Consider the following 25,923-nt stretch of genomic DNA (forward strand, 5'->3'; position numbering starts at 1 on the left):
TTCCATGCCTTAAGCAGTGACTTCCTGCATTTCCTGCAGTTGGTAGTGCGCGTACAGCGTGCTGGCGATCAACGTGCAGAAGACTTTCAGGGTATCGAGCGTATCGACGTCGTCGAGTGGCGTCGGCACGTTGTCCAGACCGCACAGCGTGCCGAAAAAGTCTCCGTTGGGGAAAATGATCGGCAACGAGAAATAGCTCTGAAAACCATAGAGTTTCGGGATGGGGTGCTCTGAGTAGACCGCATCCGTGGCAACTTCGTTGATCACGATAGGACGCTTGTGCTGGCGTAACTCATTGCACAGCGTGGTTTCCAGTTTGAGCTCGTGACCGGCCTCCAGTCCGAACTTGATCTCGTCGTACACAGCACATGCCGTCCAGCTGGTTTCGGTTACTTTGGCAATTGCCGCGAATCTCAGGCCGGTCAGCCGGGTTACCAGCCGTAACAGGCTGGAAGTGGCCTCGATTTCACTGATGACTGCCAGCTCTGCTGAAGTCAATTTGTTGTTCAAAATGCGTCACCCTGGTCATAGAAAGCACTGATGCAGCCTTGGCAGTACGCCTGGCGCTGCCGATCTTGTGCAGGAAGTGATCGTGCCATACCTGATCGTGGCTTACATGAAATATCGTGTTCGTCGCCTCCAACTATTTAACGAGTTTAATGCCCTTGTCAACGTTAAGGACTTACCCAGGGGCGTGTACTAGTACATGTGTACTATAGGGATCCCATTTTTGCGTTGATAAAATCGCAGGTTTGCCAGCGCATGGAATGCCTGAAAACACTTTGAAGGTGTATGCAGGCAGTTTCCTATTTCAGCCGGATTGACCGGAACCCCTTACTGCGAGCATTGAACACCATGCACAAGACGACCCTGGGCTTTACGGTTGCCATGATTTCCACGCACTTGTATGCAGGTGGCTTTGCGCTTAACGAGCAAGGCATAAGCGGCATGGGCACAGCGTTTGCGGGTCGGGCCTCTGCCGCCGAAGATGCCGGCACGGTATACGGCAACCCGGCAGGCATGGCGCGTCTGGCCGGCCAGCAGGTCACCGGTGGCGCTACCTTTATCGATGCATCGACGGATATCAGCCGGGCGAGTGGACGTTCGAGCGGCAGCAACGATGGCGACATGGTGCCATTCAAGGCCATCCCGTTCGGTTTCTATACCCGCAGGCTGAATGAACACTGGGCCATTGGCCTTGGCGCGTACGTTCCGTTCGGCCTGGCGACGGATTACGAACGCGGTTTTCAGGGGCGCGCCTTTGCCAGCAAGAGCGATGCAAAAGTTCTGACCCTGCAACCGACATTGAGTTATGCCTTCAATGACAGGGTATCGGTGGGCTTCGGGCCGACCATCAATCAGTTTGCCGGCTCGCTGGAGTCGGACCTGACGCTTAACCCGGCCATCGCCGACAGTAATGTGAAAGTGAAGGGCAAGGATGTCGCGCTGGGCTTCAATATCGGCGTTCTGGCCAGCCTGACTGATACCACGCAGGCTGGGCTGACCTACCACTCCAAAGTGCGCTACGACCTTGATTGCCACACCGAGGTTGCCACAGGTGCCGGTACGCCAGCCCAGTTGCTGAGCAGCAATCGCTATGACTGCTCGCTACAGGTCGATACTCCTGAATCCTACGAGTTGTCAGTCACTCAGAAGCTCACCGATGCCTGGACACTTTATGCGGGAACGACCTGGACGCGCTGGAGCCGCATGAAGGACCTGAGTTTCAGCACCGAGAACATCAGCCCCGCGCGCGGTGGGATACTGGCTGCGTCCTTGTCTGGCGCTATCGCAGGCGGGCTGGACTGGCACGATACCTGGGCCTATGCGCTCGGCACATCGTATCGACTGGATTCACACTGGTCGTTGCGTACCGGCATCCGTCTGGATCAGTCACCGACCAGCAATACCAATCGCTCGCCACGCACACCGACCGGCGACCGTACGATCTTCAGTGTGGGCGCGGGTTATGACGTCAGCAAAGAACTGACCCTTGATGTTGCCTACGCCTACCTTAAAGAAGAAAGTGTTGATGTCAGCCGCGCCAATGCGCTGGCCAGTTACAGCGCGCGCTATCAGAACCGCGCCAGCTTTTTGGGTGTGGGGGCGACTTACCGTTTCTGAGAAAGTTGTAAATCTGCAGAGGCAGTACATCCGTACTGTTACTAGTACATCCGTACTATGGCTGGCCCTGGGTCGGCCACTTAAGCTAATGCGCTGAATAACACCCTGACTTCTCGATGGTAGACGACGTTTTTATAACGTCGCCGGCCGCGCGTGCGCGACCGTAAAAGGTCTTGCAGTGGTGTAAACGGATCACTCACAACAGACTTGTTTTCAGAGGGAACGCGCATGGGTATTTCTCGCCATTTGGCAAACATAAGAGGGTTGGCGGCGATTACGCTAGTTACAGCAACCATGACGGCCTGTTCGACCGGTGGCGGCAACCCGCTCGATACCCTGACCGGTGATTACAAATATGCGCCTGACTATATAAGGGCCAACATCATTGCCCGAAAGTCGACCAAGGAACAGATTCGCCAGGCGTTTGGTGCGCCTTATTCGGCGCAGGACAATGTGTCCGATAACAGCTCTGAGTGGTACTACGACCGTAACGAATCAGGTCTTAACTCATTGACCAAGATGGCGGTCAAGTACTCTAACCGATATGGTTCCGGAGACGCGGCATCCACCTTGCTTCAGGGGCAATCGCGCATGGGCGATGCACAGGAAATAATGGGCGACGCAAGCACACTGAGCGGCACGCAAGCTACCGGAAGAAAAGCGTCGATTACGCGCATCTTCATCAAGTTTAAAGGCAACGTGGTTGAGCGCTTCACAACGGATTGACCACAGCCTGCTGCCCAACGTCTGAAAGCAGCACATTCCAATGGCTGTCAGTACACCGCCGAACCGGCCTTGAAACTCAACAACAGCGAGCGCAGTTCGACCGGCCTCACCGGTTTTGAAAGAACGGGGATATCCGGATCGTTCAGTGTCTGCCGAACGTGCTGAAGCTCATGGCCGGTGATCACGATGGCGGGTATGCGCCTTCCCTGCAGCCCGCTCAGGTAGGCAATGCAGTCGGCGCCCGACGCCGTACGATCCAGATCGAAGTCAGTGACTACCAGATCACAGTCGACACTGATCTCGGGGATGCTGCTGAAGGTCTGGACCTCGCAGCCCCATCTGCGTAGCAACATGGCGGTGGCTTCAAGCACGTTGCGATTGTCCTCGATCAGCATGACGCGCAGACCGGAAAGCAGGCGGGTATTCCAGTTGATTTCGATGTTGTTCACCGGCTGGCTGGCGGTCACCGCTTTCAGGCCGCTGACGGTTACCGCAGTGCCGCGCTCGGGCACTGAACTGATATTGACCCGCAGGTTCATGAGCCTGGCGATACGGCTGACGATACTCAGCCCCAGGCCAACACCTTCAATGTCGCGGTCACGCTTCTCGCGGACGCGATAGAACTCGTTGCACAAGTGCGGCAAGTGCTCGGCGGGTATGCCGCGGCCCCGATCATAAACACCAATGCTGACGGTGCCTTTTTGCCGGCGACAGCCAATCAGAATCGGTTTGCCCGGTGCGTATTTGAATGCATTGGAAACAAGGTTCTGCAATAGCGTGCGCAGCAAGGCGGGGTCGGTCCAGACGTGATGGTTGCCGCTGTGTACGCGAATATCCACGCCAGCCCAGGTAGCAGCCTCGCTGTTCTGCGCGGCCAGCCCGTTGAGCAGTGCATCCAGGTCGACTGATTCGGGACGCGGTGCGACTTCGCCCTGGTTGAGGGTGTAGATGTCCAGCAACGAACGAAACAGTTGTTCTACCGCACTCAACGCCCGGTCGATGTTATTCACCAGACGTTGTTCGTTATCGCCCAAAGGCGCATCGCGCAGGCAGGCGGTAAACAGGCTGATGGAGTGGATCGGCTGGCGCAGGTCATGGCTGGCCTGTGCCAGAAACCTTGACTTGGCCTGATTGGCCGCCTGGGTTTCTTCAAGGGCCATGTGCAGTCGGCCAAGCAGAAAATAGACAAACAGCGGCAGGACCAGCATGGTCAGGATCATCATGACGGCCACAGCATGGTGCTCACGCAGAAACGGCGTGAGCACGATGATGATCATCAACGAAATCATGGAAAAGCCGGTTGCCAGCAGCAGGTAGTTGCGCCCGTAACGCATGCCGTAGCCGACCGTCATGCTCAGCATCACCGAGTACACCGGCAACATGGCCTCGCCGCCAACCGAGATCGTCACGATTCCCGCCAGATTATCGGTCACCAGGGCAAACAGACGTCGTCTGCCTGAGGCGCCCGGGCGCTGGGCAATGCGTATGATCAGCCCCACCGTGACGACGCCAAAACCCATGCAATAAGCCAGGATCACAAACAGCTTGTTCTCTGACATTTCCCCCATCCCGTACGCGATCAGTGCGTAAAGGATCGAGGTGGCAATGACCGCCATGCGCAGTAGCGCCTGAGTCATTTCCAGATCTATTCGTTTGGGCAGTAATGACATGGCGGCTACCGTCTCAGTGCTGTTTGCCGGCCAGGCTGGAAAACTGTGCAGCGGCAGCCGATCGGGTGGGCACACCAAGCGCCTTGAGCAGGCTGGAGACATGAATACGCACGGTAAAGGGTGAAATACCCAGATCCCTGGCGATTTCCTTATTGGTTTTTCCGGACGCCACAAGCCCCAGTACTTCTCTTTGACGTGCGGTCAGATGGCTGATTGCGCCAGTATCCAGATCGCTCAGTAACGAACCTTCGGGCTTGTACTTGACCACCACTTCGCCATCGCGAATGGCGATGATGGATTCGGCAATTTCCAGGGGGTCTATATTTTTGCCAATGAAGCCATCCGCACCCTGAGACATGACCTGTGAAATGGTGTCCAGATCATCGACCATCGAGACCACAATGATTGATGTGCGTTTGAACTCGCTGCGCAGGCTGCCGATGGTCTGTATCGAAGTTAGCCCCGGAAAGCGCAGGTCGAGCACCAGAGTATCGACCTCATCACCCCGGCGTGCGAGGGTGAGTACTTCATCCAGATTGCCTGCTTCTTCGATAATCGCTTCAGGTATCAGCCGCTCGATAGTACGCAGCATGCCCTCACGAAACAGTGGGTGATCGTCGGCCACGATGATTCTGCACGGCATACCTCATACTTCCCGTATTCAAGTAGCGCGCATCATACCTGATAGAACGTATTTGTATCGTTAATGAAACAAATGAAGTGCAACTTTAATGGCGGTCGAGTGCTGGCATTTTGTTATTGTTTTTTTGCCAGAAATGGCACTAGCGCTATAAAAAGGTGCAGCAGACGAATCCGCTGCATTGCCGCCATGCCCGATAGTTATGGATCCCGTTTTGCCTCATGTCTTGAAGCGCAGTACAAGATCATTCAAGTTGACTGCCAACTGCGAAAGTTCGGTACTGGCAATCAGTGTTTGCCGGGTGCCTTCGCTGCTCTGTACGGCCAGATCACGGATGCTGATCAGGCTTCTGTCGACATCACGCGCTACATGCGCCTGTTGCTCGGATGCTGCAGCGATCTGCAGGTTACGGTTATTGATCTCCAGTACCGAGTCGGTGATCTGGCGCAGCGATTGCCCGGCGTCTTCTGCTGTCTTGCGAGTGCTGTGGACTTCCTGAGTACTCTTCTGCATGGACTCGACCGTGGCCGAAGAACCGGCCTGAATCGCCGAGATCATCTGTTCGACTTCCTGAGTGGACGTTTGTGTGCGATGCGCCAGCGCGCGCACTTCATCAGCCACCACGGCAAAACCACGACCTTGTTCACCGGCACGCGCGGCTTCGATGGCTGCGTTCAATGCCAGCAGGTTGGTCTGCTCGGCAATTCCGCGAATCACGCCCAACACTTTGCTGATGTCCTGTGCCTGGCCGGCCAGGGCTGTGACTTGTGCAGAAGAGCCCTCGACCAGACCGGTCAGGTTCTGCATGGCGGTCAGGGTTTCGGTTACGCGCTGGTTGCCCAGGTCGGCGGAGAGGCTGGATTGTTGGGCAGCCTGGGAGGTAGAAGTAGCATTACGAGCGACCTCTTCTACGGCAGCACTCATTTCGTTTACAGCAGTAGCGGCCTGTTCGATTTCGCTGTTCTGTTGTTGCAGTGTACGGTCGGCGCTTTCGGTGATTGACGTCATCTCGACGGCAGCGGTGCTCAGTTGGGCGGATGCTCCGGAAATCTCATGAATGGTGGTACGCAGGTTCCCCGACATGGTGTTGAGGGCCGTCATCAAGCGTGATGCTTCGTCGCTGCCGGTAACGCCCAGTTGCCGGGTCAGGTCGCCTGAGGCGATGTCTTCTGCCAGTTTGAGAGAAGCATTGAGCGGATCGACAATACTGCGTGTCAGGGTAATCGCCAGAACCACGGTCAGAAGGGACGCTGCAATAACAACGGTCAGCAATACATTGACGCTGTGGTTGTACACGTCGGTGGCATCTTTTCCGGAGCTCACGGCTTCTTCAGCATTGTGCCCACGCAGCGTGGTGAGTTTTTCCTGATAGGCAGTGGCGCGCTGAACCTGCTCTGAGTTCGCAAAGGAAACAGCTTTTTCATGATCGGAGCTGTCCATGGCGATGATCTGTTTCACGCCGTCGATGTAGGCCCCCATCTTGCTGTTGGCGTCTTCGAATTGCGCACGGTCGGCTTCGCCCGAAATCAGGTTTTTCCGATAGAACTCGCTGCTTGAGCGAAGCGCCTCGATCGCCTCCCGGGCTTTGGCTTCTGCTGTGCTGTGCACGGCAGGATCGTTACTGGCGAGCATTCTGATGCTTTCCAGTCGAGCGTGAAGCAGGGCGATCTGAATGTCGTCGACGATCTGAATGCTGGGCAACGAATTTTCTTCGATGTTCTGCTCGGCCGTGCGCAGGTGGTCGATCTGCACGTAGGAGAATCCTCCGAGGCCGATCAGCAGCAAGGTAATAACGCCAAAAAACAGGGATGCCCTGCGTGAAATATTCAGCGATCTGATGTTCATGGTTGCCTCCAGCGGCAAAACAGGCGGAGGGACAATACGTTCCTTTCCGATAACTGTTTTTCTGCTGAAGCCGTGAGAGCTTTAATTAATAGCGATGAAAGTTATTTCATGATGAGTGTAATGTTGTTTAGGGTTTGTTAAGCAAGTGTTCCTAAAACTTCCCGTCACACAGTGAATCCTGTCAACGGTTTACACGATTCACTGTTGTTAACGTATTAACTCTAGTAATGTGGTTTTTCGAGGTCTGCATTCATTGGGAGCCTGCTGGCTAAGCCGCTGACTGAGTAGCGGTCACAGGCAATATGTCCAGAAAACCGGCTATGCAGCCCATGCAGGCCATTCTTTCTTCCACATGGGGCATGTGACTGGACTCTCTGAACTCCGACGCGCGAACATCAGGGATGTTCTCCACGTAAGGTTTCACCACGAGTGGAGTGGCTTCGTCATAAAACCCCGAAATCACCAAGGTCGGGACCTTGATGTTTTCCAGCCTGTCGACAATGGTCCAGTTCTTCAAAGTGCCGATAACGTGAAATTCGGTAGGGCCATTCATGGCGTGATACACGGTCGGGTCCGCGTCGATCTGGTCGAAGGTGCGTTTCACCTCGTCCGGCCAGGGTGTGATGCGACATACATGACGGTCATAAAATGCCCGCGATGCTTCCAGGTACTCCGGGTCAGTCAACGTTCCCGCTTGTTCGTGCTTGAGCAATGCAGCTTGCACAGCTGCGGGCAAAGCCTCGCGCAGTCGGTTGGCCTCGCTTACCCAGGTACGCATGTCTGCCGGGGAGTTGGCGACAATCAGCGCTTTCAGGCCTTTGGGCTGGAGCACCGCATGTTCCGAAGCCAGCATGCCGCCCCACGATTGGCCCAATAACGCGTAATTGTCTTCGATGCCCAAGTGGGCAAGCAGGTTGTTCAGCTCTCTCAAGAACAGATCGACTGTCCAGAATTCGCGACTCTCATGGGGTAGGCGAGTCGATTTTCCGTTACCCAACTGATCGTAATGGATCACCGCCTGAGTGTTACTGGCGAGGTCCTTGAACGAGTCCACGTAATCATGGGTACAACCGGGGCCGCCGTGCAGAATGACCAACGGTGTACGCGGGCCTTGCAAGTTGCCGGTGACGCGATACCACGTCTGATAGTCGCCGAACGGCGCAAAACCTTCCTTGATCGTCATGTCTGCCATGTCGCCGGTCCCTGCTGGATAGTTCGGGGCACCATAGCGCTGCGCGTGGCATCTTAAAACTATAGAAAATGATAGGTTTTGGCTGATAAACCGGTCAGTGGTCGAGTAAACGGTAGTGAACGGCACGCACGACCGCCTGCACACGGTTTTTGGCCCCCAGTTTCTGCATGGCCGAATTCAGATGCAGCGTTACCGTGGCGACCGAACGGTTGAGCTGATCGGCGATTTCTCTGGCCGTCAGCCCTTCGGCAGACCAGCTCAGGCATTCACGCTCGCGGCGGGTGAGCTTGATCGCATTGCAGGAGCGCATCTTCTGGTCAAACAGCGGGTAGGCGACTTCCTGAAAGGCATGAGCCAGCAGACCGAACTCGGCCAGGCTCTGCCGGGCATCTTCCAGCGCCGCGTCGCTGCTGTCGGAACACAGGCCTGTCAGAGTGGCGAAACCGCCCTTGGGCATGTGGATAGGTACTGTCACGCCACACGTCATGTGTGAGTCATGCAGATAGCGCACCACCGGCTTGTGCATGTCGGTAATAAAGGTTTGCAGCACCGTTTCGGCCTTGGGCTGGTATGACCATACGAAAGGCGAAACGCTGGCCACGGCCAGGTGTTGCACCGGGTCGATCTGGTAGTACCCCTGGCTGCACCAGAGTGCGTGCCAGTCGGCGGGGGTGTTGCGCAATGAAAGCAACGAAGGTGTGATCAGTGCTCCATCATGGGACACGGGCACCGGGCTGTAATCGTAAATCACTGCATCGAATCCAAGATCCGAGGCCAGTAACAGTGCGCAATCCATTTGCTGATCCACTGTAGATGCCGATTGCAGACGCGAATTGAAATCCGACAACCTGATATGCATGGCTTGACCTCCTTTGTCATTGAGCCGGTGTGGGGGTCTTAATATAGCAATTAGCAAGGACAGTGCCACGCCTGCGTCCAACCGGCTGTCAGTCGTGTAAAACCTATAAGAATTGCTAGCTGTTTGCCATGGCGCTGCGCGATAGGGTTGAGGCCATGAGCGACGTCCGCAAAGGTGAGGTGCGATGGGGTATGCGAGCAAGGCGGATGAGCGCAAAACAATCAAAGTCGACGGATGGTCAATGTTCGACTACAACTTCGCTCTGCCCTTTTGCGTGAAAGGGGTGGCGGCGTACTTTCCGGTCCTGCTGAATTTTCTGTCACAGCATCGGGGCGTCTGATGAATCTGGGTCGTTATCGTTTCATCCTCCAGCGTCCGTTGCAGTTGCTGCCGGTGCTGTTCGGCATCAGTCTGGTGACCTTCATTCTGGTGCGCTCGATCCCCGGCGACCCGGCGCGCATTCTGCTGGGCGCACGTTCCACACCGCAGGCACTGGCCAACATCCGCGCCCAGTACGGGCTGGATGAACCCTTGTGGACGCAGTACGTGTACTTCATGAAAAACCTCTTGCAGGGCGATATGGGCAAATCGCTGCTGTACAAGATCGATGTGCTCAAACTGATCGTTACCCGGCTGGAGCCCACTGTGTTTCTGGTGTGTGGCAGCGTCCTGCTGGCTCTGCTGATCGCCGTGCCGTTGGCCACGGTCGCTGCACGCAACAAGGGCAGTTGGGGCGATAACCTGATTCGTGTCTTCACCACCACGGGGTTGGGCATGCCGGCATTCTGGCTGGGCATCATGCTGATCCTGCTGTTCAGTGTGCAGCTTGGCTGGTTTCCGGTGTCCGGTTACGGCAGTGACTGGCTGGACAAGGCCCACCACATGGTGCTGCCGTGCCTGACCATCGCCCTGGCTTTGTCCGCTGTGCTGATTCGCAACCTGCGCGCGAGCATGCTCATGGAACTGCAGGCTGATCACGTTACTGCGGCGCGGGCACGCGGCGTCAGTGAGGGTGCAGTGTTTCGTCGTCACGTATTGCCCAACTCGCTGGTGCCGTCGATCAACCTGCTGGCGGTGAACATCGGCTGGCTGATCAGCGGCACTGTCGTTATCGAAAGCCTGTTTGCCATCCCCGGCATCGGCCAGTTGCTGGTGCGCGGCATCTTCAGTCGCGATTACATGGTGGTGCAGGGGGTAGCCATGGTGCTCGCCTGTGCCACCGTAATCGTCAACTTCCTCGCTGATGTGGCCACTGTCGCGATAGACCCGCGGGTGAACATCAAATGACCGTCGCCCACGCCCATCTGCGCCCACACTGGCGTTCAAGGCTGCGCCTGCGCTTGCGCAATGGCCGGCTGGCGATGCTGCTGGGCGCCTCATTGCTTGGCTTGTGGCTGTTGCTGGCACTCTTCGCGCCGTGGCTGGCACCTTATGACCCGATTTACCAGAACACCGAACTGCGCATGCTCGCACCGCACCTCGCGCATCCGTTCGGCACCGACAATTTTGGCCGCGACATTCTGTCCAGAGTCATCTGGGCGGCACGCATCGACCTGCAGATCTGTGTGCTCGGGGTGGTTTTCCCATTCATCATCGGCACGTTTGTCGGCGCATTGTCGGGCTATATAGGCGGTCGCTTCGACAACCTGTGCATGCGCGTGATCGACATCGTTCTGGCCTTTCCGTTTCTGGTGCTGATGCTGGCGATCATTGCGATTCTCGGCCCTGGCCTGAGCAGTTTCTACATCGCCATGGCGCTGGTGGGCTGGGTGTCTTACGCGCGGCTGATCCGTTCACAGATTCTGGTCCTCAAGGAAAGCGATTTCGCCCTGGCGGCCAGAAGTCTGGGGTTTGGTCACTTGCGCATTCTGTTCCGCCATCTGCTGCCCAACGCGATGTTCGGCTCGATTGTGTTTTCCATGTCTGACGCTGTTCTGGTGCTGCTCAGCGGTGCGTCGGTCAGCTACCTGGGGCTGGGTGTACAGCCACCCTTGGCGGAGTGGGGCACCATGGTCGCCGAAGGGCAGGCGTTTCTGACGTCTGCGTGGTGGATCTGCACCTTTCCGGGGCTGGCCATCGTGACGCTGGCCATGGGCTTCAGCCTGCTGGCGGACGGCGTTGCCGAAACCCTGGGGGAGCGGCAATGAGTACGCCGGTGCTGACAGTCCGCGAGATGAGCGTGATTGCGAACAATCGTGGCCGCGAGGTAACGCTGGTCGACCGGCTGTCGTTCGATCTGCAGCAGGGCGAGATTCTCGGGCTGGTCGGTGAAAGTGGCTCTGGCAAGACCATGGCTTGCCGGGCATTGATGCAACTGATGCCATCGCCGGACCTGCACGTGCGCGGTGGTTCGGTGCTGCTCAATGATGTCGACCTGTTAAAGCTGGATGCAACTGGCATGCGCTCCATGCGTGGGCGGCGGATCGGCATGATCTTTCAGAACCCCAGCAGTCATCTGGACCCACTGATGCGTATCGGCGAGCAGATTGCCGAAGGTTTTCGTCTGCATCAGGGCGCTTCGAAACGTGAGGCACGGGCGCAGGCGATTGATCTGCTGCGTCAGGTCGGCATTCCCGACCCGGCTTCGCGTGTGGATAACTTTCCCCATGAGTTTTCCGGCGGCATGCGCCAGCGCGCCATGATTGCCGTGGCGCTGGGCTGCGGGCCGCAGGTGCTGATCGCTGACGAACCGACCACCGCGCTGGACGTGACGGTGCAGGCGCAAATCCTGCGGCTGTTGCTGGACCTGCGCGACCGTCACGGGTTGTCGTTGATCATGATTACCCACGACCTGGGTGTTGTGGCGCAAACCTGCGACTCCATCGCGGTGATGTACGCCGGTCGATTGTGTGAACACGGCAGCAAGCGCGACGTGCTGGCCCGCGCCCGCCATCCTTACACCCGCGGCCTGATCGACTGCCAGCCCGCCAGCAGCGCGGGCAGTGGCCTGCTGCGCACCATTCCCGGACAGCCGCCATTGCTCGATGCGCTGCCCGTCGGCTGCCGTTTTCAGGCGCGCTGCGGCCATGCGGGCGCAGGCTGCGTCGAGACGCTACCCCTGATGCGGTCGATGGGTGTTGCCCACCAAGCGGCCTGTCACTACCCGCTGGCAGACTCCCGAGAGGCCGTTTCATGAGCGGCTCCGTGCTGTTGAACGTCAACGATCTGGTGGTGCGCTTCCCGGCCCCCGGATCAGGTTTCATGGGCCTCAACAAGCGTTGGGTGCATGCCGTCAACGGTGTGTCGCTGAGCATTTGTGCAGGTGAAACGCTGGGCCTGGTGGGCGAGTCTGGCAGCGGCAAGAGCACGCTGGGGCGCGCGATTCTGCGTTTGAACGACATTACTTCCGGGCAGATCGTCTTCGATGATGTCGACATGGCCCAGGGCAGTGGTATCAGTCTGCAGCGTTTGCGCAGTGAAACAGCAATGATCTTTCAGGACCCGTCTTCCTCGCTCAACCCGCGCATGACCGTCGGTGCCACGCTGGCCGAGGTGCTGAAAGTGCAACGCAAGGTCAGCGCATCCGAGATTCCGGCGCGGGTCATCGAGTTGCTCGACATGGTCGGTCTGCGGCCAGAATTTGCCGAACGCAAACCGGGCGCCTTGAGCGGCGGACAATGTCAGCGTGTCGGTATCGCCCGCGCGCTGGCCATCGAGCCGCGGCTGATCATCGCCGACGAGTGCGTGGCGGCGCTGGACGTGTCGATTCAGGGGCAGATCATCAACCTGCTGCTGGAACTACGCCAGCGCATGAACCTGGCAATTCTGTTCATTGCCCACGATCTTGCCATCGTGCGCCGCCTGTGTGACCGGGTGGCGGTGATGTACCTGGGCAAAATCGTCGAGGAGGGCCCGGTCGAAGAGGTCTTTCTCAAACCGCGTCATCCCTATACCGCGGCGCTGATCCAGGCGATCCCCGAGATTGATCCGGATCGTCCGCTGCCCGGTGAACCCTTGCAGGGCGAGCCGCCCAGCCCCCTGAATTTGCCCGCTGGCTGCGCCTTTCACCCGCGTTGCCGGTTCGCCAGGCCGACCTGTTCCAGCGTCGCGCCACCCACCCGGCATGTCGGCGAGCAGCGCTACGACTGCGTACTTGATGCACCCGTTTTTTGATCCAGACCTACAACAACATCTGTCCCGACACCGGCAAGGAGTTCATTCGTATGAAAGCTCGACCAATGAAAATGCTGACCGTCGCCATGCTGGCGGCCTGTTCCCTGGCAGCGGGAGTGGCGGAAGCCGCGGGCGTGCTGACCATCGGCCGTCGTGAGGACGGCACCACCTTCGACCCGATCAAAAGCGCGCAAAACATCGACAACTGGGTATTTTCCAACGTTTACGATGTGCTGATCCGGGTTGACGACAAGGGCACCAAGCTGGTGCCAGGGCTGGCCGAAAGCTGGTCGATTTCGCCCGACGGGCTGACCTATACGCTCAAGATACGCCCGGCCAAATTCTCTGATGGCTCGGAGCTGACCGCCAGCGACGCAGTATTCAGCCTGCTGCGAATCCGCGACGACAAGGGCTCGCTGTGGAGCGATTCCTACAAGATTATCGACAAAGCCGTCGCAACAGATCCGCGTACGCTGGTCATCACCCTGAAGAACCCATCGGCCTCGTTCCTCTCGCAACTGGCGCTGCCCAACGTGTCGATTCTCTCCGAGAAGGCCATGAAGACCCTGGGTGAAGAGGCCTACGCCGAAAAGCCTGTCGGTTCGGGAGCCTTCACGGTGAAAGAATGGCGGCGCGGTGACCGGGTGATTCTGGCCAAGAACCCCAACTTCTGGGAAGCGCCGAGCGTCAGCCTTGATGGTGTCGAGTGGATCTCGGTGCCGGATGACAACACCCGCATGCTGATGGTCCAGAAGGGCGAGCTGGATGCAGCGATCTATGTGCCGTTCTCCCGTGTCGAAAACCTGAAGAAGAACCCTGATCTGGTGGTCCACCTGGACCCGTCCACCCGTGAAGATCATTTGTTGCTCAACCATGAGCACGGCGCATTGGCCAAGCCTGAGGTACGCCAGGCACTGGACATGGCTATCGACAAGAAATCGCTGGTCGAGGCCGCCACCTTCGGGCTGGGCACAGTGGCCAATTCCTACATTCCCAAGGGCGCGCTGTATCACTACGCCGATAACCTGCAACGCCCGTATGACCCGGTCAAGGCCAAACAGATGCTGGCGGATGCCGGTGCGGCAGACCTGAAGCTCAACTATGTGGTCAACGCTGGCAACGAAGTCGACGAGCAAATTGCGGTCATGCTGCAACAGCAACTGGCCAAGGTTGGCGTGACCACGACGCTGCAGAAAGTCGACCCGAGCCAGAGCTGGGACATGCTGATTGCCGGGGACTACGACATCTCCGTGATGTACTGGACCAACGACATCCTCGACCCGGACCAGAAAACCACCTTCGTGCTTGGCCATGACACCAACAACAACTACATGACCCGTTACAAGAATGACAAGGTCAAGGAACTGGTTGCCGCCGCACGGGTTGAAATGGACCCCAAGAAGCGTGAGCAGATGTACATCGACCTGCAGAAAATGGCCAAAGCCGACGTCAACTGGATCGACCTGTACTACAGCCCTTACATCAGTGTTTCACGCAAGAACGTCGAGCACTTCGGCCAGAACCCGTTGGGCCGGTTCACGCTTGAAGAAACCGTCAAGAAGTGAAGCGGGCAGGGCTCTCTGCTGATTGGCCAGAGCCCTGATTCTTCGAGCGATGACTGGCGTGCGCGTTAATTTGTATCCTCAGGTTTACCTGCGCCGTGACAGGCTCTGCGAGTGGTAAGGTTGCGGCCTTTTTGCGCTGTACCCTGCGGAGCCCTGCATGCACAACCCCACCCCCCGTACCGAATCCCCGAGCGCGCTGGCGTTCATCAAGCGCTTTTTCGCCGCTGAGGCCGCTGGCGGTCTGATCCTGATGGCGGCTGCGCTGGCAGCCCTGATCGTCGCTAACTCGCCGCTGGCCGACAGCTACTTTGCAGCGCTGCATACCGTGCTCGCCGGGATGTCGGTAGAGCACTGGATCAACGATGGCCTGATGGCAATCTTCTTCATGCTGGTGGGCCTGGAGATCAAACGCGAAATGCTGGCCGGTCAGCTTGCATCCTGGAGCCAGCGCGCCTTGCCAGGCTTCGCGGCGCTGGGCGGCATGGTGGTTCCGGCGTTGATCTACGTGGCATTCAATTGGGGCCAGCCAGACACCATTGGTGGCTGGGCCATTCCGGCAGCGACCGACATCGCATTCGCCCTGGGCGTGCTGTCATTGCTGGGCAAGCGTGTGCCGTTGTCGCTGAAGATATTCCTGTCGGCACTGGCAATTCTCGATGACCTCGGCGCTGTGCTGATCATCGCGCTGTTCTACACCAGCGATCTGTCCATTCCCATGCTGCTGGCTGCACTGGGCTCCATCGCCGTGCTCGTCGCGCTGAACCGTCTGGGCGTTAAAAAGCTGCTGCCTTACCTGATTGTCGGCGCGCTGTTGTGGTTCTTCATGCTCCAGTCCGGTATTCACGCCACCTTGGCGGGCGTAGCGCTGGCACTGTGCATTCCGCTCGGCAAACCCGATGAAGAAGCCAGCTCGCCGCTGCTGCATCTGGAAGAAAAACTGCACCCGTGGGTGGCCTTTGCCGTCGTACCGGTCTTTGGATTCGCCAATGCTGGCGTTTCACTGTCAGGCATCACTGTCGACAAACTGCTGGACCCGGTGCCGTTGGGCGTCGCGCTGGGGCTGCTGATCGGCAAACAGGTCGGCATCTTCGCCCTCGCTGCACTGGCCATCCGCGCCGGCCTGGCCCGCTTGCCGGACGGCAGCAACTGGGGCCAGCTTTACGGTGTTGCGGCGCTGTGCGGTATTGGCTTCACCATGAGCCTGTTCATCGGCGCACTGGCCTTCCCGGGCGCACCGGAGCTGGTGGGTGAGGTCAAGGTGGGCGTACTGATCGGGTCGGTGTTATCGGCGTTGCTTGGGGTTGTGGTGTTGCGCAGGTTTGGAGCGAGGGGGTGAGCGTAGGGGACGATAATCTCGACTATCGTGCGACGCTCCGCGTCGGCATGCCGGTCTGGACGCTCTGCGTCCTCTTCGCGACGTAAACCGTCGCGAACTGCATTCCCGAAGTAATGGACGTCACAGTCAATCATATAGCCAGGAGTAGATTGAGAAATGTTGAAGCTGATCAGTCAGCGCAATTGTGCGCCTTCGCTTGAGGACCCGAAACACGATGTGTACCTATTCAGTGTCGACACATCCGGAGCCGATAAACCGTTCTGTTTTGAACAGTCAATTACCGGCGGGCATGCTGAGCGGGGTGGCTGTATATTTCTGAACCTGGCCGGACTTGAGAACTGGCCCGGTGATTGGCGAGTTCATCTGGAGAAGTCCGGTTGCGGCTGGGTAGCGGAGTTGATGGCGGGGGCGCAAACCGATCAGCAAGCCGTGAAGTTGATTCTGGAACAAGTGACCATTACCTGATCGCAATCTGACGATTCAGAAACCACACGGCATGTCGATAAAGAAGTGACATGCCAGGGACTCGGCAAATCTGACTTTATTTTGAGAACCCTGTGTATGTTTCACTTATTCCGACCACGTCGTGACAGAAAAGCCCTTCAACAACTTATTGCCTCTCTCAAGGGGGCTGGCGAGCCGGTGGTAAGAGGCTGCGCTGAAGAGAGCAGCGTACTTGAGTGCTGGAGTTCGCTGAGTACCCAGCGTCGTCTCGACGAGCAACGTATCGCCGATCTTGAGCAGGAACTGGAAACCGCCCGCCACCTTCTGGGTGAAGCCTCTGCTTCGGCCGCCGCTTATGAGACCCGCTTTGATCTGGTCAACCGTGCGTCGAGCGAGGGCCTCTGGGATATGGAGGTCGTAGCAGGCGATCCGGTCAACCCGAACAATCGATTCTGGTGGTCGCAGCAACTTCGCACGCTTCTCGGTTTTAACGACGAGCGAGATTTCCCTAACGTACTGGCGAGCTGGGCAGACCGGCTTCATCCGCAGGATAAACAAGCCACGCTCGACGCATTTGCCAAGCATCTGAATGATCGCTCGGGTAACACGCCGTACCGGGTCAAGAATCGTCTGGCGATGAAGAACGGCACTTATCGCTGGTTCTATGCCCAAGGCGAAACGTTAAGAGACGCACGCGGAACGCCGCTGCGTGTCGCCGGCTCGCTTCGTGATATTCACGATGAGCTTGAACGTGATCTGGAACACGATGTGATCATTACCCGATTCGAACTGGCCCGGGAGATGCTCTCCGACGGGCTCTGGGACATGGAGGTCATTGCTGGCGACCCGGTCAATGCGAGAAACCCGTTCTGGTGGTCTCCACAGTTCAGGCGGCTTTTGGGTTTTGAAACAGTCGAAGAGTTTCCTGACGTACTGGATAGCTGGGCATCACGGCTGCACCCCGACGACAAGGAGCGCAGTCTGACGGCATTCGGTGCGCACTTGAATGACCGGACTGGCAAGACGCCGTTCGATATCGAGTACCGCCTGAAGATGAAAACCGGCGAGTACCGCTGGTTCCGTGCACGCGGCCAGACTCGTCGCAATCCCGAAGGTGTTCCGCTGAGGGTGGTCGGTGCGTTGGTGGATGTGCATTTGAAGCATGAGCAGGATGCTCTTCGCGACACCGAAGCACAGCATCAGAAAAACCTGGAAGAGAACATCACTCAACTGACCCAGATAGTCGGCACTATCCAGAGCATTGCCAGCCAAACCAACCTTCTGGCGCTCAATGCCGCGATTGAGGCTGCACGCGCCGGGGAAGCTGGGCGGGGCTTTGCGGTGGTAGCTGACGAAGTGCGCAAGCTGGCGACTCGAACGACTGAAGCGACGGAGCAGGCGGCAAGCATGATGAGTCGCTGATAAAACCAGCCTTCGCTTTTTGATAGACGTAAAAAAACGCCTCCGCAAGGGAGGCGTTTTTTCAACTCAGCACATCAAACACATCAAGCCAGGTCGAAGCGGTCCAGGTTCATCACCTTGGTCCATGCGGCCACGAAGTCTTTGACGAACTTCTCGTTAGCGTCCGAACTGCCGTACACCTCGGAAATCGCACGCAGTTGGGCATGTGAGCCAAATACCAGATCGACACGGGTGCCGGTCCATTTGACTGCGCCGGTTTTGCGGTCACGTGCTTCAAAGGTGTCGTTGGCACCTGAAGTCGCTCTCCACTCAACGCCCATGTCCAGCAGGTTCTTGAAGAAGTCGTTGCTCAGGGTTTCCGGCTTGTCGGTGAATACGCCGTGCTTGCTCTGACCGACGTTAATATTCAAGACCCGCAGGCCGCCCAACAGCACAGCCATTTCCGGTGCAGTCAGGGTCAGCAGTTGCGCCTTGTCGACCAGCAGCGATTCTGCCGAGACCTTGTAGTGCGCCTTCTGATAGTTGCGGAAGCCATCGGCGATCGGCTCAAGGAAGCTGAACGACTCGACATCCGTCTGCTCCTGCGATGCATCGGCACGGCCTGGTGTGAACGGCACCGTGACGTGCTGGCCAGCGTTCTTCGCAGCCTGCTCGACACCTGCACTACCGGCCAGGACGATCAGGTCAGCAATGGAAACCTGCTTGCCACTCGACTGAGCGGCGTTGAACTCGCTCTGAATACCCTCTAGGGTCTTCAGTACGCCCGCCAGTTGTGCAGGCTGGTTGACCGCCCAGTCCTTCTGCGGAGCAAGACGCAGACGGCCGCCATTGGCACCGCCGCGCTTGTCAGAGCCACGGAAGGTAGAAGCGGCTGCCCATGCGGTGGAAACCAGCTGCGAGACAGAAAGGCCCGAAGCGAGAATCTTGCCTTTGAGCGCGGCAACATCCTGATCATCCACCAACGCATGACCCACATTCGGAATAGGGTCTTGCCACAGCAGCTCTTCGGCCGGTGTTTCCGGGCCCAGGTAGCGCGCGAGCGGGCCCATGTCACGGTGAGTCAGCTTGAACCAGGCGCGGGCGAACGCGTCGGCCAGTTGCTCAGGGTTGTTCAGGAAGCGACGGGAGATCTGCTCGTAAGCTGGATCGAAGCGCAGCGCCAGGTCAGAGGTCAGCATGCTCGGCGCATGACGTTTGGATGGATCGTGGGCATCCGGAATCTTGCCCGCGCCTGCGCCATTCTTCGGCGTCCATTGATGCGCGCCTGCAGGGCTCTTGGTCAGCTCCCACTCGAAGCCAAAGAGGTTTTCCAGGTACTCGTTGCTCCATTTGGTTGGAGTCGAAGTCCAGGTCACTTCCAGGCCGCTGGTGATGGTGTCGCCACCCTTGCCGCTGCCGAATTTGTTTCTCCAGCCAAGCCCCTGTTCTTCAAGACCGGCTGCTTCCGGCTCCGGACCGACGTTGTCGGCAGGGCCTGCGCCATGAGTCTTGCCGAAGGCGTGACCACCGGCGATCAGCGCTACGGTTTCTTCATCGTTCATCGCCATGCGACCGAAGGTTTCGCGGATATCCCGCGCCGAAGCGACCGGGTCCGGCACGCCTTCAGGCCCTTCCGGGTTCACGTAGATCAAGCCCATCTGCACAGCGGCAAGCGGGTTTTCCAGATTGCGCTCACCGCTCGCGGTGCGGCTTTCTTCGTTGGCATGATTCTCCGGCTCGGCGACCAGCGTACCGTCGCCCGGCTGCTGCATTTTCTTCTGTGCGCCGTAGCGTTCTTCGCCACCCAGCCAGGTGGTCTCGGAGCCCCAGTACACATCTTCTTCCGGTTCCCAGACATCCGGGCGACCACCGGAAAAACCGAACGTCTTGAAGCCCATCGACTCCAGCGCGACGTTGCCGGTAAGCACAATCAGGTCGGCCCAGGAGATCTTGCGGCCATACTTCTGCTTGACTGGCCAGATCAGGCGACGTGCCTTGTCCAGGCTGACGTTGTCAGGCCAGCTGTTGAGCGGCGCAAAACGTTGCTGACCAGCACCTGCACCGCCACGGCCATCGCCTGTACGGTAAGTACCGGCGCTGTGCCAGGCCATGCGAACGAACAGCGGACCATAATGGCCAAAGTCGGCCGGCCACCAGTCCTGCGACCGGGTCATGACGTCGCGCAGGTCTTGTTTGACCGCTTCGAAGTCAAGGCTCTTGAACTCCTTGGCATAATCAAAGCTCTCGCCCATCGGGTCGGAGAGTGAGGAATGCTGATGCAGAATCTTCAGATTCAGCTGCTTGGGCCACCAGTCACGGTTGGTGGTGCCGCCGCCAGCAGCGTGGTTGAAGGGGCATTTCGATTCAGTTGACATGCTTGATACACCTTTTTGTCATTTGCATCCGGCCATCCAGCCCACTCGCGGGGCTTCAGACAGTGATGACGGAACTCCATAGCACTGGGTTCGTACCGGCCGCTCGATCAACGATCAGGCCAGTAGCGATCATTGGATTGCTGCGATACGAGCCCGCAACGTGCACAGAAAACTTGAGCTCATTCTTATCTCCTTATCAGGGTAAAACCGCACGGCCTTCGCCGATGCTCTTGCAGATTAGCCTTCTTCGTGGATATTTCTAATAGAAAGAACGTTATGGGTTGATAGGCAAACTCTGGCAGCGCTGTCATCTGATCAGCGAAATGCTCTGTTAATCTGCTCCGCCATTGGAATAACAGGCCGGTCTTAGCCAGTGATCACGATTCGCAGCATGACAATCAATGATTACGAATCGGTCATCGAGCTGATGCGCAACACACCGGGCATCTCCCTGCGCGATGCCGATTCGCGTGAATCGACGGCACGCTACCTCGACAGAAACCCCGATATGAGCTTCGTCGCCGAGGCGGAGGGGGCTGTGTGCGGTTGTGTCATGTGTGGGCATGACGGCCGCCGGGGTTATCTACAACATTTGATTGTGCTGCCGGAGTATCGTCGACAAGGGATAGCTCACGAGTTGGTCGAGCGCTGCCTTCAGTGTCTGGAAGCGCTGGGAATTTATAAGTGTCATCTGGATGTGCTGAAGGGTAATGAGGCGGCTGGCCGATATTGGTCAGGGCAGGGGTGGACATTGCGAGAGGATATTGACCGCTATTCGATGGTTCGGCAGGGCGGCGAGAATACTTGAGAGGACCGAGCGCTATGCATGGGTATTAGCCGATTTCACCCCTTGGTTCTGCTTTTCCACACTTCCAGTACTCGCGGAAACTATCCTGCCTTCAAAGGCAATACATTGTCTGCCGCTCCGTTTGGCGTGATACAAATTTTCATCAGCTTCTTTCAACAGGTCATTGACGTTTTTTGCCCGAGCCAAACTCGCAATACCTGCACTGAATGAATAGGGCACTTTCGCTGTTTGGTCTTTTTGGGCGAGCATCAATAAATGTTCCATTGCCGCTATGGCGTCTGCTGCGTTTGCTGCGGATAACATCACGCCAAACTCTTCTCCCCCCAGGCGACCAAAGCTGACCAGCCCCGTTGTGTTTTTTATGAGTGTTGCGAAACATATAAGGACATTGTCACCCACGTCGTGGCCATGGTTGTCGTTGATGCTTTTAAAGTTATCCAGATCAAGCATGGCGAACCACAGCGAGGACTTGTCTTCTGACGTCAGTGCGTTGTCCAGGCTGGCGACCAGAGCACGGCGATTTGGGGCGTTCGTCAGCGTGTCGGTCTCGGACAGCTTCTGGTAGCGATCACTCGCCGCCATGGTCTGCATGACCAGGCTCAGGAAGGTTGCATTCAGGGAGCCGCCCAACAAGGTCGAGCTGATCAGGAAAACATAAAACAGAGGCGCATGGTGGACGCCGACCGCCGTCAGGTCCGTTTGCCACATGATCAGCCAGATCAGAGCAGCCGCAGCGACGTAGTCAATGAATTTGACGAAGAATACGCTCATTCCCGTGATGAGCAGGGAAGTGACAACCAATCCCCACATCGACGCCTCTACGCCCATGCGTTCGATCTGTACCTTGAACAGAACGGTAAGTGAGGTCATGTAGATAATGCCGAACAGGCGCCACGTCGTCATGCTTCTGCTGTTGGAAGTGACAATGATTGACAGCGTCGCCCCCGCCAGAGCGCAATAAATAAATATATCCAGTGATTGCTCAATAGACGGATTCACATACCAGCTGATAATCCAACTGAAAAGGCCGATCAATTGAGACAGCTTCAAGGGTATGAAAATAGAGTCTTTCAGGTTTCTTCTTTGTGGCATGTGCTGTTTTCCATACTTCTGCCAGCCGAAGCGTAATCGACGGCACATACCTTGGTCGAGATGCGTGATGATATATTGCCAGTATACGTGATCGTCACTCGAGAGCGATGGCCGCTTGTCTTGCTGGGACAGCGAGTGGGCCTACACCATGACTCGACGGGACGCTTTCTATTTGAAGCGAGCAGAGTTTTTATGAAGCTTGAAAGCAGTTTGGTAGCTTCGCTGTATTAATCACTCAAACTCCTTGCTGCCGGAATGAAACTTGCCTTCACTTAGCCTCATGACCTTGAAACGTATTAAAGGGCAAGGCCGATGAGTAGTCGTTATGTGGAGATGAACAAGGCTTCGATTGACGCGGCACCGCCACCTCACCTGCGGCGTTTTCAAACCTGTGACATCGACGAGCACGGTCGCAACCTCAGCGGCTGGCAGGTTCGTTACGACCAGGTGACGCCCGGTGGCTTTGAAGGCGAGCTGACGGAATTCCGTTCGGACTGGCTGCAACTGGTCCGCGACCGCTCTAATCAGGCCCTGGTCAAGAGTGGTACAGCCTGGAAGGGGGCGATTATTTTCGCCTTGCCGTTGAGTGCCAACGGTCCTGCGTTCTGTGCCGGGCACACGCTTCCAGAGTCGAGCATGATCGTCGCGCACGGCGAGAATCTTCCGGAATTGAGTACGCCGCTGCAATTGGATGCGCTGGGCATTGCGATTGAAGAGAGTGCCCTGGCTCACGCGCTGGAACGTCAGGGCAGCCGTTTTGAAATTACCGATCTTCCCAAGTGTTACCGTTTGACCGATCCAACGGTTCGCACGAGGTTCACTGCGCTGTTCGATAACCTGTTGAATGGAGAGCAGGCGTGCCTGCAGAAGCTTGAGTACGAGTCGATCCGGCGTGGCATTCGTGATGCCGTAATGTTGCAGGTGCTGGAACTGGTGGCACCTGATCAGGCGCCGCCGCTAAATCCCACGGCGCGCAAGAGAATGGTGGATCGGGCCCGCGATTATGCCTTGGCGCATCTGGATGAGCCGCTGTCGATTCTGGATGTGTGCAACCACATCGGCACCAGTCGCCGCAAACTTCAGTACTGTTTTCAGGAGACGCTGGGCATCAACCCGGTGGCTTTTCTGCGCACGTTGCGCCTCAACGCAGCGCGGCGCGAGTTGCGCGAAAGCAGCCGGATCGAACTCGTGCAGACGGTCGCCGCGCGCTGGGGTTTCTGGCACTTGAGCCGGTTTTCCAGTGACTACCGGACACTGTTCGGGGAAACGCCGTCGCAGACCTTGCAGCGCAAACATCTTTGCTGAAAACGGATAACGGCATAAAGCATGACTCAATAGCATGACCCCACCACCTTCGTGGTCAGGGGCATGCGATGAGTCATAACAATAATTCCAATATCAGACGCTTCACTTTCTTGACGCTCGGCTTGATGAGCCTTGCTACCACGGTTCAGGCAACTGAAAACGGAGCACCGACTACCTCCTTCGGTGTTTACGATTTCGGTGCGGGCATCCTGCCTCCGTCGACCCCCGTGGGTACGCTGGGAATGCGCGTGGCGTTCTATTCGACCAATGTGCAGAAAGACCGCCACGGTCGCTCGCTGGACAACAATTTTTCCCTGGACGTTCTGTCCATCGGCGTTGCGTACTTTCGCATGACCGATTACAGAATACTGGGTGCGCGCTATGGCTACAGCGTGGCGGTGCCTTTCTTCCAGATGGATGCCTCGTTCCGGGTCCAGACGCCTGGCGGCCCGCTGGACCTTAAGGCGGATCCGTTCAGGATGGCCGACATTTCGGTGTCGCCGCTCATACTGCAATGGGACCTTTCCCCCAACCTGTTCGTGAACGCACAGATGCAGATTCAGACACCTACCGGCGACTACGACAAGAATCGTCCTATTTCGCCGGGGCTGAATCACTGGACGTTTTCTCCCACCGTCAACGCGACCTACATCAGCGACAGCGGTTTTGAAGTGTCCAGCAGCTTTCAGACTGACATCAACACCCGCAACCCTGCGACCGACTACAAGAACGGTGTCGAATACCGTCACGAGTTTGCCGTGGGCCAGCACGCAGGTCCTTTCACGCTGGGGATGGGCGGGTTCTATTATCGGCAATTCTCCGATGACGATGCGCCAGGGCTGGAAACCGGCAACCGCGCCCGAGTGGTCGCAGCCGGCCCCGCGATCAGCTACTTCACGCCCGGCATGCCTGCGGCGTGGTTTCACATCTACAAGGAATTCGGCGCACGCAACCGCACCGAGGGCTACACCGTGGCGTTGCGGGTAGGTCACAGTTTCTAAAAACGGTTGCAAGATCGGCGATCTTGTTTCAATTCGAATTCAGGCCATCAGGAACCTTCCTATGAAAGACATTCAAACGTTGTTGAACGATGAAGACGCCACCGGCCTGGCCGAGTGGGTCCGGCGCGGCGAGGTCCAGCCGATCGATTTGCTGGAGGGGGTGATTCAGCGCATCGAGCACGTTGAGCCGCAACTCAACGCCGTCGCCGAGCGACTGTATGACTCAGCCCGCAGCGCGGCACTGGACGCTGCAAAAAGCCAAGGCGTTTTCGCGGGCGTACCGACGCTGATCAAGGACCTGTTTACCCCGGTCAATGGCGCTCGGATGAGCAATGGCTCCCTGGCCATGGGCGAGTTCCGTGCCCCCTTTGAAGCCGAAGTTGTCAGCCGCCTGAGGCGTGCCGGTTGCGTACTTGCCGGGACGACCACTGCACCGGAATTCGGCACGTCCTATTCCACCGAATCCACACGCTTCGGCGCGACCCGCAACCCGTGGAGCCTCGAGCACAGCGCCGGAGGCTCAAGTGGCGGAGCGGCCGCACTCGTGGCCGCGCGGGTAGTGCCCTTTGCCCACGGCAACGACGGCGGCGGTTCGTTGAGAGTGCCTGCATCCTGCTGCGGCGTATTCGGCTTCAAACCCAGCCGCGGCCTCATGCCTTCCGGCCCGATGGTCGGCGAGGGCTGGGCAGGCCTGAGCACCGCGCACGCCATCACCCTGACCGTACGCGACAGCGCAGCCTTGCTCGACGCCACAGCAGGCATGGACCTCGGCGCGCCTTACGCAGGCCCGGTTCAGAGCCTGCCTTACGTCAGCGCCGTCCAACGCGACCCCGGAACCCTGCGCATCGCGCTCATCGAACAATCAGGCACCTGGCCAACCTCCGCCGAGAGCCTGGCCGCCGTACGAGATGTCGCGCAGTTATGCGAGTCACTCGGGCACCGCATCGAACCCGTCAACCTGCCAGTGGTATTGCCGGAATTCCTCGACCACGTCTTCACCATCATCGGCGCGAACACCCGCAACCACGTCGATATGCTGGGCCGCATGCGTGGCTTTGACGTGCAGGACGCCGAACTGGAAGCGCGCACACGCATCATCCTGCGCGACAAAGGCGGCGTCAGCGGCGCGCAATACGCCGCCGCCGTCGAATGGATACACGCCCTGGGCCGCCAACTGGCGACATTCATGCAGGATTACGACGTGATCCTCTCGCCAGTACTGACACGCGAGCCGGCACGCATTGGTGAGCTTGTGGTGCCAGATGTGAACCTGAGTCTTGAGGACATGATCGAGCGGTCGCATCGGTATTCGCCCTTTGCAGCGTTGTTCAATGCGAGCGGCCAACCGGCGATGTCGGTGCCGTTGTACTGGAGTGCAGCGGGGCTGCCGATGGGGGCGCATTTTGCTGGGCGGTTTGGGGAGGAGG

General features: G+C 57.8%; 21 protein-coding genes and 3 pseudogenes. 15 read left to right on the plus strand and 9 right to left on the minus strand.

Translation table 11 applies throughout. The features are described from left to right. Positions 1–9 precede the first annotated feature (9 nt). Positions 10–510: a GAF domain-containing protein gene (locus RYC17_RS09720; RefSeq protein ID WP_122259416.1), complete on the minus strand. Its 501-nt coding sequence runs from the start codon at positions 508–510 to the stop codon at positions 10–12. A gap of 345 nt (positions 511–855) precedes the next feature. On the opposite strand from RYC17_RS09720, the gene RYC17_RS09725 reads away from it, so the two are divergent. Both RYC17_RS09725 and RYC17_RS09730 read left to right on the plus strand, forming a co-directional pair. Continuing rightward, positions 856–2,124 carry an OmpP1/FadL family transporter gene (locus RYC17_RS09725; RefSeq protein WP_058400830.1) on the plus strand — a complete coding sequence of 423 codons (1,269 nt, stop codon included), beginning with the start codon at positions 856–858 and terminating at the stop codon, positions 2,122–2,124. Positions 2,125–2,352: 228 nt separating this feature from the next. Further along, positions 2,353–2,850 (plus strand): hypothetical protein, encoded by a 498-nt coding sequence (locus RYC17_RS09730; protein ID WP_058400655.1) that lies wholly within the window; start codon positions 2,353–2,355, stop codon positions 2,848–2,850. Positions 2,851–2,897: 47 nt separating this feature from the next. Here RYC17_RS09730 and RYC17_RS09735 read toward each other — a convergent pair whose 3' ends face one another. The 6 genes and pseudogenes from RYC17_RS09735 to RYC17_RS09755 form a co-directional block, all read right to left on the minus strand. Further along, positions 2,898–4,487 (minus strand): hybrid sensor histidine kinase/response regulator, encoded by a 1,590-nt coding sequence (locus RYC17_RS09735; protein ID WP_316902897.1) that lies wholly within the window; start codon positions 4,485–4,487, stop codon positions 2,898–2,900. 46 nt (positions 4,488–4,533) lie between these two features. Then, positions 4,534–5,163 (minus strand): response regulator, encoded by a 630-nt coding sequence (locus tag RYC17_RS09740; protein ID WP_058400657.1) that lies wholly within the window; start codon positions 5,161–5,163, stop codon positions 4,534–4,536. 216 nt (positions 5,164–5,379) lie between these two features. Further along, a complete protein-coding gene (locus RYC17_RS26905) occupies positions 5,380–6,261 on the minus strand; it encodes a methyl-accepting chemotaxis protein (RefSeq protein WP_410478454.1) in 882 nt (293 codons plus the stop codon). Then, positions 6,238–7,005 (minus strand): annotated as a pseudogene (locus RYC17_RS26910) (MCP four helix bundle domain-containing protein); the annotation flags it as partial. The pseudogene RYC17_RS26910 and the gene RYC17_RS26905, both read right to left, overlap by 24 nt. A gap of 268 nt (positions 7,006–7,273) precedes the next feature. Continuing rightward, the gene (locus RYC17_RS09750; protein WP_058400659.1) at positions 7,274–8,197 is read right to left on the minus strand and encodes a proline iminopeptidase-family hydrolase; all 924 of its coding nucleotides are present in this window, start codon (positions 8,195–8,197) and stop codon (positions 7,274–7,276) included. Between the two features lie 94 nt (positions 8,198–8,291). After that, complete coding sequence (locus tag RYC17_RS09755; RefSeq protein WP_058400660.1) at positions 8,292–9,056, minus strand: LuxR family transcriptional regulator; 765 nt, start codon at positions 9,054–9,056, stop codon at positions 8,292–8,294. Between the two features lie 339 nt (positions 9,057–9,395). Here RYC17_RS09755 and RYC17_RS09760 point away from each other — a divergent pair, with 339 nt between their 5' ends. The 9 genes and pseudogenes from RYC17_RS09760 to RYC17_RS26920 form a co-directional block, all read left to right on the plus strand. Next, positions 9,396–10,343 carry an ABC transporter permease gene (locus RYC17_RS09760; protein WP_005745304.1) on the plus strand — a complete coding sequence of 316 codons (948 nt, stop codon included), beginning with the start codon at positions 9,396–9,398 and terminating at the stop codon, positions 10,341–10,343. Then, positions 10,340–11,203 (plus strand): ABC transporter permease, encoded by an 864-nt coding sequence (locus tag RYC17_RS09765; protein WP_058400661.1) that lies wholly within the window; start codon positions 10,340–10,342, stop codon positions 11,201–11,203. The genes RYC17_RS09760 and RYC17_RS09765 overlap by 4 nt, the downstream gene beginning before the upstream one ends. Continuing rightward, entirely contained in the window at positions 11,200–12,192 is a 993-nt protein-coding gene (locus tag RYC17_RS09770; protein ID WP_058409167.1) for an ABC transporter ATP-binding protein, read from the plus strand. Before RYC17_RS09765 ends, RYC17_RS09770 begins: the two co-directional genes overlap by 4 nt. Beyond that, positions 12,189–13,169: an ABC transporter ATP-binding protein gene (locus RYC17_RS09775; protein WP_316902872.1), complete on the plus strand. Its 981-nt coding sequence runs from the start codon at positions 12,189–12,191 to the stop codon at positions 13,167–13,169. The genes RYC17_RS09770 and RYC17_RS09775 overlap by 4 nt, the downstream gene beginning before the upstream one ends. A 50-nt stretch (positions 13,170–13,219) precedes the next feature. Then, positions 13,220–14,734 carry an ABC transporter substrate-binding protein gene (locus RYC17_RS09780; protein WP_316902874.1) on the plus strand — a complete coding sequence of 505 codons (1,515 nt, stop codon included), beginning with the start codon at positions 13,220–13,222 and terminating at the stop codon, positions 14,732–14,734. A 157-nt stretch (positions 14,735–14,891) separates the two neighbouring features. Further along, on the plus strand, positions 14,892–16,070 hold the full coding sequence (gene nhaA, locus RYC17_RS09785; RefSeq protein WP_316902876.1) for a Na+/H+ antiporter NhaA: 1,179 nt from the start codon (positions 14,892–14,894) through the stop codon (positions 16,068–16,070). Positions 16,071–16,226: 156 nt separating this feature from the next. Then, entirely contained in the window at positions 16,227–16,535 is a 309-nt protein-coding gene (locus RYC17_RS09790; protein WP_005733007.1) for a hypothetical protein, read from the plus strand. A 387-nt stretch (positions 16,536–16,922) separates the two neighbouring features. Next, positions 16,923–17,642: pseudogene (locus tag RYC17_RS26915) on the plus strand (PAS domain-containing protein); the annotation flags it as partial. A 21-nt stretch (positions 17,643–17,663) separates the two neighbouring features. After that, positions 17,664–17,930, plus strand: a pseudogene (locus RYC17_RS26920) (methyl-accepting chemotaxis protein); the annotation flags it as partial. Positions 17,931–18,019: 89 nt separating this feature from the next. On the opposite strand, the gene katG reads toward RYC17_RS26920, so the two are convergent. Then, the gene (gene katG, locus RYC17_RS09800; RefSeq protein ID WP_122259424.1) at positions 18,020–20,290 is read right to left on the minus strand and encodes a catalase/peroxidase HPI; all 2,271 of its coding nucleotides are present in this window, start codon (positions 20,288–20,290) and stop codon (positions 18,020–18,022) included. Between the two features lie 373 nt (positions 20,291–20,663). Here katG and RYC17_RS09805 point away from each other — a divergent pair, with 373 nt between their 5' ends. After that, positions 20,664–21,098, plus strand: coding sequence for a GNAT family N-acetyltransferase (locus tag RYC17_RS09805; protein WP_316902879.1), 435 nt, complete (start codon positions 20,664–20,666; stop codon positions 21,096–21,098). Positions 21,099–21,110: 12 nt separating this feature from the next. Here RYC17_RS09805 and RYC17_RS09810 read toward each other — a convergent pair whose 3' ends face one another. Further along, on the minus strand, positions 21,111–22,190 hold the full coding sequence (locus tag RYC17_RS09810; RefSeq protein ID WP_316902881.1) for a GGDEF domain-containing protein: 1,080 nt from the start codon (positions 22,188–22,190) through the stop codon (positions 21,111–21,113). 312 nt (positions 22,191–22,502) lie between these two features. Here RYC17_RS09810 and RYC17_RS09815 point away from each other — a divergent pair, with 312 nt between their 5' ends. The 3 genes from RYC17_RS09815 to RYC17_RS09825 form a co-directional block, all read left to right on the plus strand. Continuing rightward, entirely contained in the window at positions 22,503–23,495 is a 993-nt protein-coding gene (locus RYC17_RS09815; protein ID WP_316902883.1) for a helix-turn-helix domain-containing protein, read from the plus strand. A 68-nt stretch (positions 23,496–23,563) separates the two neighbouring features. Next, on the plus strand, positions 23,564–24,496 hold the full coding sequence (locus RYC17_RS09820; protein ID WP_316902885.1) for a transporter: 933 nt from the start codon (positions 23,564–23,566) through the stop codon (positions 24,494–24,496). A 61-nt stretch (positions 24,497–24,557) separates the two neighbouring features. Next, the coding region (locus tag RYC17_RS09825; protein ID WP_316902887.1) for an amidase at positions 24,558–25,923 on the plus strand (1,366 nt) is incomplete at its 3' end.

The organism is Pseudomonas syringae group sp. J248-6 (assembly GCF_032586995.1).
In the GTDB taxonomy this organism is placed as follows: Bacteria; Pseudomonadota; Gammaproteobacteria; order Pseudomonadales; family Pseudomonadaceae; genus Aquipseudomonas; species Aquipseudomonas amygdali.

What these genes read in the sequence shown, in the direction of transcription:
- RYC17_RS09725 (WP_058400830.1), top strand. Translation starts at nt 856, where the DNA reads ATGCACAAGACGACCCTGGGCTTTACGGTTGCCATGATTTCCACGCAC.
- RYC17_RS09730 (WP_058400655.1), top strand. Translation starts at nt 2,353, where the DNA reads ATGGGTATTTCTCGCCATTTGGCAAACATAAGAGGGTTGGCGGCGATT.
- RYC17_RS09735 (WP_316902897.1), bottom strand. Translation starts at nt 4,487, where the DNA reads ATGACTCAGGCGCTACTGCGCATGGCGGTCATTGCCACCTCGATCCTT.
- RYC17_RS09740 (WP_058400657.1), bottom strand. Translation starts at nt 5,163, where the DNA reads ATGCCGTGCAGAATCATCGTGGCCGACGATCACCCACTGTTTCGTGAG.
- RYC17_RS26905 (WP_410478454.1), bottom strand. Translation starts at nt 6,261, where the DNA reads ATGACGGCCCTCAACACCATGTCGGGGAACCTGCGTACCACCATTCAT.
- RYC17_RS09750 (WP_058400659.1), bottom strand. Translation starts at nt 8,197, where the DNA reads ATGGCAGACATGACGATCAAGGAAGGTTTTGCGCCGTTCGGCGACTAT.
- RYC17_RS09755 (WP_058400660.1), bottom strand. Translation starts at nt 9,056, where the DNA reads ATGCATATCAGGTTGTCGGATTTCAATTCGCGTCTGCAATCGGCATCT.
- RYC17_RS09760 (WP_005745304.1), top strand. Translation starts at nt 9,396, where the DNA reads ATGAATCTGGGTCGTTATCGTTTCATCCTCCAGCGTCCGTTGCAGTTG.
- RYC17_RS09765 (WP_058400661.1), top strand. Translation starts at nt 10,340, where the DNA reads ATGACCGTCGCCCACGCCCATCTGCGCCCACACTGGCGTTCAAGGCTG.
- RYC17_RS09770 (WP_058409167.1), top strand. Translation starts at nt 11,200, where the DNA reads ATGAGTACGCCGGTGCTGACAGTCCGCGAGATGAGCGTGATTGCGAAC.
- RYC17_RS09775 (WP_316902872.1), top strand. Translation starts at nt 12,189, where the DNA reads ATGAGCGGCTCCGTGCTGTTGAACGTCAACGATCTGGTGGTGCGCTTC.
- RYC17_RS09780 (WP_316902874.1), top strand. Translation starts at nt 13,220, where the DNA reads ATGAAAGCTCGACCAATGAAAATGCTGACCGTCGCCATGCTGGCGGCC.
- nhaA (WP_316902876.1), top strand. Translation starts at nt 14,892, where the DNA reads ATGCACAACCCCACCCCCCGTACCGAATCCCCGAGCGCGCTGGCGTTC.
- RYC17_RS09790 (WP_005733007.1), top strand. Translation starts at nt 16,227, where the DNA reads ATGTTGAAGCTGATCAGTCAGCGCAATTGTGCGCCTTCGCTTGAGGAC.
- katG (WP_122259424.1), bottom strand. Translation starts at nt 20,290, where the DNA reads ATGTCAACTGAATCGAAATGCCCCTTCAACCACGCTGCTGGCGGCGGC.
- RYC17_RS09810 (WP_316902881.1), bottom strand. Translation starts at nt 22,190, where the DNA reads ATGCCACAAAGAAGAAACCTGAAAGACTCTATTTTCATACCCTTGAAG.
- RYC17_RS09815 (WP_316902883.1), top strand. Translation starts at nt 22,503, where the DNA reads ATGAGTAGTCGTTATGTGGAGATGAACAAGGCTTCGATTGACGCGGCA.
- RYC17_RS09820 (WP_316902885.1), top strand. Translation starts at nt 23,564, where the DNA reads ATGAGTCATAACAATAATTCCAATATCAGACGCTTCACTTTCTTGACG.